This is a genomic window from Streptomyces sp. ADI95-17 (genome assembly GCF_003846175.1).
Lineage (GTDB): Bacteria > Actinomycetota > Actinomycetes > Streptomycetales > Streptomycetaceae > Streptomyces > Streptomyces sanglieri.
This window is the reverse complement of the sequence record NZ_ML123057.1, coordinates 97,124-103,123: the sequence shown is the minus strand read 5'-3', so window position 1 is coordinate 103,123 and position 6,000 is coordinate 97,124. Positions and strand designations below refer to the sequence as shown.

Here is a 6,000-nt window from a genome sequence, read left to right as displayed (position 1 = left end):
CCGGCATGCCGGTCCGCAGTACGCAGAATCCGCACGCCCAGCCGTAACGGGCTCGCCGCAGGACCCGCACGGCCGCCCCGACCCCACACCTCGCCCCCAGGCTCCCGCCTACAGCATCCGCGCCGCCCAGGCTGACCTGCTCGGTTCTTCCCGGAGAGTGTCTGTCCGACCTCGACGGACTGCGAGCCGAGGCGTGCTAGGCACGCGCCCGGCGGCACTCCCCGTCTCCGCGGCGGATACTCGGGACCGGTGGCCGCGCCGGCGAACTGCGTGGAGCACGTCGCAGAACAAGCCCGGAATGACGAAGACCACCAGCCGAAAGAATCCCGCCCGATCACCTGGCGGGGCTCCTGAGTTGGCCCGCTGCTCCGCTCAGCCTTCGTACTGCTCCCGGGCGTAGCGGGCAGCGGTCTCTGTGCCCCGGGCGGGGATTCTCTGCTGACGGGCGCTTGTTCGCCGACCCGTCGCCACCAGACGTTGACCTTCCCGGCCGACAGCAGTGGCGCGTTGGTCGGGCCCTTTACGTAGGACGGATCCATTTCTGTCGGCGCAGTCGTAGGAGATCCGAAGGCCACCACGCCCGCGACACCACCGAGATCCGCGACCAGCACAACGCCGACCTGCGCGGCTCGCCCTGCCCAATGGGCTGGGGACCACACTCACTGTGATCCCCCACAAAGTGGTCTGGTCAGGGCGCTCTACGCAGGAGACAGTTCGCCAGGAAGGCTCCGGTGGCCAGAAGAGCGGCGGCGGTGGCGAACGCTGTGTGATAGCCGTCCAGGCCCGTGTGGCCAATGGCTGTGCGCTGCCCGCCCGCAGCGGCGAACACGGTGGCCAGCAATGCCGTTCCGAGGGCACCGGAGATTTCGATCGAGCAGTTGAAGACGGCTCCGGCCACGCCCGCATCCCTCTCAGCCAAGCCGCTCAGCGCCGTAGCCGATCCGGCGGCGAACATAGCGCCCACGCCCAGGGAGGCGATCAGCAGTGCCGGAGCGATACCGCCCCAGTAGCCGCCGTGGGTGCTGGCGCGCACTAGCAGCGCGAGTCCGGCGGCGGCGACCAGCAGCCCGGTGGTGAGCAGGGGGCGCGGCCCGGTCCTGGGCAGCAAGCGCCCAGAAAGGGAGGAACCTGCGATCGTCCCGGCTGTGTACGGCAGGTACGCCATCCCGCAGGCCAGCGCCGAGTATCCCAGCGCCTGCTGGAAGTAGAACGTGAGCAGCAGGAACACGCCAGTGATGCCCAGGCCTCCGAAGCCGACCGCGAGCAGTCCGGCGGCGCGGGTACGGTGGGCGACGAGGTGCAGCGGCAGCAGCGGATCACGAACATGGCGCTGCCTGCGGAAGAACAGCACCAGCAGCGCGACCGCGGCGGCGAACGTGCCGCAGGTCAGCGGCGCGGACCAGCCTTCCGTCTCACCAGCGGTGAAGGTGTACATCAGGCAGGCGAGGCCGCCGGTGACCATCAGCACGCTGGGCACGTCGTAACGGACGCGGCCCTCAGCCCGGCTTTCGGGCAGCAGCCACCGGGCGCCGGCCATCGCGGCAAGCGCCAGGGGCACGGCGATGAACATGCACCAGCGCCAGGACGTGTACTGGGTGAGGACACCACCGGTGATCATTCCGAAGGCGACGCCGACCCCGGAGACAGCGCCGTAGACGCCGAAGGCCTGGCCTCGCTCGGCGGGCTCGGTGAAGGTGAGCGTCAGCAGCGACAGCGCGGCCGGGGCAAGCAGCGCCGCGGAGGCGCCCTGGCCGGCCCGCATAGCGAAGAACAGCGCCCCGCTGGTCGCCAGGCCGCCGATCACCGAGCAGACGGCGAACCCGGCCAGGCCGATCATAAAGGCGCGGCGGCGCCCGATGACATCGGCGACCCGGCCCCCGATCAGCAGCAAGGCGCCGAGCGCGAGGAGATAGCTGGTCACGCCCCAGTGCCGGGTGGCATCGGACAGATGCAGGTCCAACTGGGCCGAAGGCAGCGCCACGTTGATCACCGAGGCGTCCAGGATGACCAGCAACTGGGCCAGACAGATCACCACAAGCGCCAGCCAGCGGCGGGCGCCAGAACTGGACGGCTCGGGCGGGGAAAGGGGGAAGAGCGTGCGAGAGGAAGACATCGTGGTCCATCCGGCAAGGTGCGCAGCACGCGGACTGCGCCAGGGGAAAGAGGCCGCGACGACAACCACCCAGGGCAGGGCAGTATCGCCGTTGGAGGACCAGAAACGAGGAAGGGCACCGCGGGGGCGCACCGCTGTACGCGGTGTCACACCGGTGCAGGAGACGACAGGAGAAGAAAGCACGGTCAGCAAACCGCGCGCCCCAAGTGATCGTCTACGTTTCCGGTCGTCACCGGCCTCGGCTCACCCAGACCAAACCATGAGGACGACGTGCCAAGATCTTACGACCCCGGCGGAATGCGGCCACGCCGAAACGGGCCGCGCGCACTGCGCGGCCAGCATCAACAGACGTCCGCCGGGCCAGCATGAAATCAGCCTAGCCCGCAGCACCATGACGACACCAGTGGCTTTCGTCCCGCCTGATCAGAGGACGATTCGTGAGCTGATATCCGTTTCCGGTGGAGGTTGGGGCAAGGCTGCTGGTCGCGGAGCTTCCGCCGGCTACCGGGACTGATCGCAGTGCATCGGGCTTCAGCCCGATGGTGAAGCGATTGCTTCCTGATGAAGCTGCCGGCGTCGACGTCGGTAAGGACGTTGAGCTTGACGAGGCGTTTCAGCTGCGCGCGGGTGGCCTTCGATGTTCTTCGGCAGCAGTTCGTGGTCGAGGGCTTGCCAGGGTGTTGTCACGTTGGTGCGGTGTTGATCGATTGAGGGCGTGTCAGGGTGTGTAGGGGTCGGGTGGGGGCCCTGGCTTACGCTGCGGTGGGCTGGTCGGTGGCGCCGGTGATCTCGTCCCAGATGGCGAAGCGGGCTGCCGGCGGAGCAGGCGTAGGCCTGCCCGAACTTGGCGCACCAGCGTTGTGATTGTCTCGTGGGAGACGAGCACGCCGCGTTCGAGCATCAGCTCCTCGACCTCGCGGAACGACAGCGGGAAGCGGTGGTACAGCCACACACTGTGCGCAATGACCTCAACCGGGTACCGGTGCCCCTTGTACGACGGCGGTGCGCTGTCCACGGACGCCCCCTCCCAGCATGACCAACCAGAAGATCATCCCAGGCCTGTCAGCCAATGTGCAGTGCCCGGAGCCCGGAGCCCGGAGCCCGGGGGCCGGAGCCCGGGGGCCGGGGCCGGGGGCCGGGCGGTACCGGGGGAGGCGTGGTGGCGAAGTGCTGCCGGCCCTGCCAGGTGGTCACCGGCCATGCACGACCGCATCACCGGGCCGGCGGCGCACGGCCGGAACCGTCCTGCGGCTGCCGTAGGCTGACCGTCCGTGGACCGGTCTCAGCCCTGCGGTGATCCGGTGAGCGATTCCCGGCATACGGCACACGGATCCTGAGAGCGGCGCCCGATGACAGAGACAGCCCCCAGGGCCTTGCCCGACCCGTCCTGTGCCGGCCCGGCGGCCTGGCCCCAGCCCAGCCGGCCGGACAGGATGCGCAGTCTGCTGGATGCTGTGATGAGCTTGGGGCGGGGCCTGGAACTGCCCGAGGTGCTCCGCGGGATCGTGGAGGCCGCAGTGACCCTGACCGACGCGGAGTACGGGGCGCTCGGCATCGTCGGGGACGGACAGAAGCTGCTGGAGTTCCTGCCGGTCGGCATATCGGAGCAGCTCGCCGCTGAGATCGGCCAGACACCGTGCGGGCGCGGCATCCTCGGTGAGCTGATCCGGCACCCGGAACCACTGCGGCTCACCGATCTCAGCAACCATCCGCGCAGCTTCGGATTTCCGCCCCACCATCCCCCGATGCGCACCTTCCTCGGAGTGCCGGTGCGGGTGCGAAACGAGGTATTCGGCAACCTCTACCTCACCGAGAAGCGGGGCGGGGTGAGTTTCGACGCCGACGACGAGGCGGTGCTGACCACCCTGTCGATCGCGGCCGGGGTCGCCATCGACAACGCCCGCATGTATGACGAGAGCCGTCGCCGGGAGCGGCGGCTGGAGGCGCTGGGCGAGATCACCCGCACCCTGCTCTCGGGGACGGACGCCGACGAGGTGCTGTATCTGATCGCCGAGCGGGCGATGGAGGTGGCGGGGGCCGACCGGGCCGCGATCCTGCTGCCGGTACCCCCCGCGCCCCGCTCCGGTACTTCGGAGGCATCCGGGGCCGAGGCACGTCTGACCGTTGTCGTCGCCCACGGCAGGGACTCCGAGCGCGTCACGGGGCTGTCCGTACCCGCGCGGGGTTCACTGGCCGGCCTCGCCGCCCGTACCGGAACCCCGGTGCACTGCGCCGATGTGCGTACCGATCCCCGGGCCCACCCGTTCGGCGACGGTGCCGAGGGCGGTCTGGGCCCGGTGGTGACGGTGCCCCTGCGGGTCGACGCGGAGACCAGGGGTGCCCTGCGCCTGGGGCGGCCGGTGGACCGCCCGCCGTTCGACGACACCGAGGTCGCGCTCGTCTCGGGCTTCGCCGACCAGGCGGCCATCGCCCTGGAACTGGCCCATAGGCGGGCCGAGTCCGAGGAACTCGCCGTCATGCACGACCGGGACCGGATCGCCCGCGATCTGCACGATCTGGCGATCCAGCGTCTCTTCGCGACCGGGATGACCCTGCAGAGCACCACGCGTGCCATCGCGGACCGGCCGGACGCGGCCGAGCGGGTCAGCCGGGCGGTGGACGATCTGGACACCACGATCCGGATCATCCGGTCCACCATCTTCGATCTGCGGACGGCGGACGGTCCGGGCCGCGGAGGGCTGCGGCACCGGATGGCGGAGACCGCTCGCACGGCGGCCCACGCTCTCGGTTTCCGGCCCTCTCTGCAGATCGACGGGCCGGTGGACACCACGGTCCCGGACGAGCTGGCCGAACATGTGGTGGCGGTCGCCGCCGAGGCGGTGTCCAACGCCTCCCGCCACGCCCGCGCCACGCGTATCGACATCGTGCTGTCGGCCAACGACACGGTGACCCTGACCGTCACCGACAACGGCATCGGCATCCGGGACGGTGTCACGATCGCGGCCGGGACAGGGGATTTGGCCGAGCGCCCCGGAGGGCTGGCCAACATGCGTACGCGGGCGGAACTGTGCGGCGGCACCCTGGCCGTCGAACGGCCGTCGGACGGCGGCACCCGGATCACCTGGCGCGCACCGCTCCACGACTGATGCCCGGGACCGGCGTCCGAGTACCCGTCAGCCCCTTGGGGCCTGGGGCCACCCCTGGCGGTCCTTGACCCGGCCTACGAGCATCGCGGCCTGGATCCGGCGGCCCACGCCCAGTTTGGCGAGGATCGTGGAGATGCGGTTCTTGACGGTCTTCTCGGCGAGGAAGAGGCGTTCCGCGATCTCGCGGTTGGTGAGTCCCTCGCCGATGAGATCGAGGATCTGCCGTTCCCTGGGCGTGAGTCCGTCCAGTTCCGATCCCTCCGAGACCTCGGCCGGGGGCCGCTCACCGCCCCGCAGCCGCTCCATCACCCGGGCGGTCGTCCGCGGGTCGAGCATCGAGGTGCCCGACGCGACCCTGCGTACGGCGGTGATCAGATCGGCTCCGTTGATCTGCTTGAGCACGTACCCTGCGGCGCCCGCCATGATGGCGTCGAACAGTGCCTCGTCGTCGTCGAACGACGTCAGCATCAGGCAGGCGAGTTCGGGCATCAGCGCGCGCAGCTCCCGGCACACCTCGATGCCGGCGCGATCACCGCCCCGGTCGTCACCGAGGCGTACGTCCAGCACGGCGACCTGCGGTCTGCTGGCCGGTACCCGGACCAGCGCCTCCCGGGCGTCGGACGCCTCGCCGACGACCTCGATGTCGTCCTCGGCCTCCAGCAGATCGCGTACGCCACGCCGGACGACCTCGTGGTCGTCGAGGATGAAGACGCGTACGGGGGCCGCGGACCGGGGCGATCCCGTACTCGTCAGGGCCGTGCTCGGTGGGGTATTCGCGAA

The 6,000-nt window shown here is 70.1% G+C and carries 3 protein-coding genes and 1 pseudogene; 1 reads left to right on the top strand and 3 read right to left on the bottom strand.

Features of this window, described 5'->3' with window-relative positions; genetic code table 11:
- Nucleotides 1–688 precede the first annotated feature (688 nt).
- Entirely contained in the window at nucleotides 689–2,113 is a 1,425-nt protein-coding gene (locus EES42_RS43600; protein ID WP_124723720.1) for an MFS transporter, read from the bottom strand.
- A gap of 837 nt (nucleotides 2,114–2,950) precedes the next feature.
- Nucleotides 2,951–3,128 (bottom strand): annotated as a pseudogene (locus tag EES42_RS47110) (IS6 family transposase); the annotation flags it as partial.
- A gap of 418 nt (nucleotides 3,129–3,546) precedes the next feature.
- Between EES42_RS47110 and EES42_RS43590 the strand changes: the two are divergent.
- On the top strand, nucleotides 3,547–5,220 hold the full coding sequence (locus tag EES42_RS43590) for a sensor histidine kinase (RefSeq protein WP_124723719.1): 1,674 nt from the start codon (nucleotides 3,547–3,549) through the stop codon (nucleotides 5,218–5,220).
- A 27-nt stretch (nucleotides 5,221–5,247) separates the two neighbouring features.
- Here the strand turns inward: EES42_RS43590 and EES42_RS43585 are convergent, their stop codons facing one another.
- Nucleotides 5,248–5,973: a response regulator gene (locus tag EES42_RS43585; RefSeq protein ID WP_124723768.1), complete on the bottom strand. Its 726-nt coding sequence runs from the start codon at nucleotides 5,971–5,973 to the stop codon at nucleotides 5,248–5,250.
- Nucleotides 5,974–6,000: the final 27 nt, after the last annotated feature.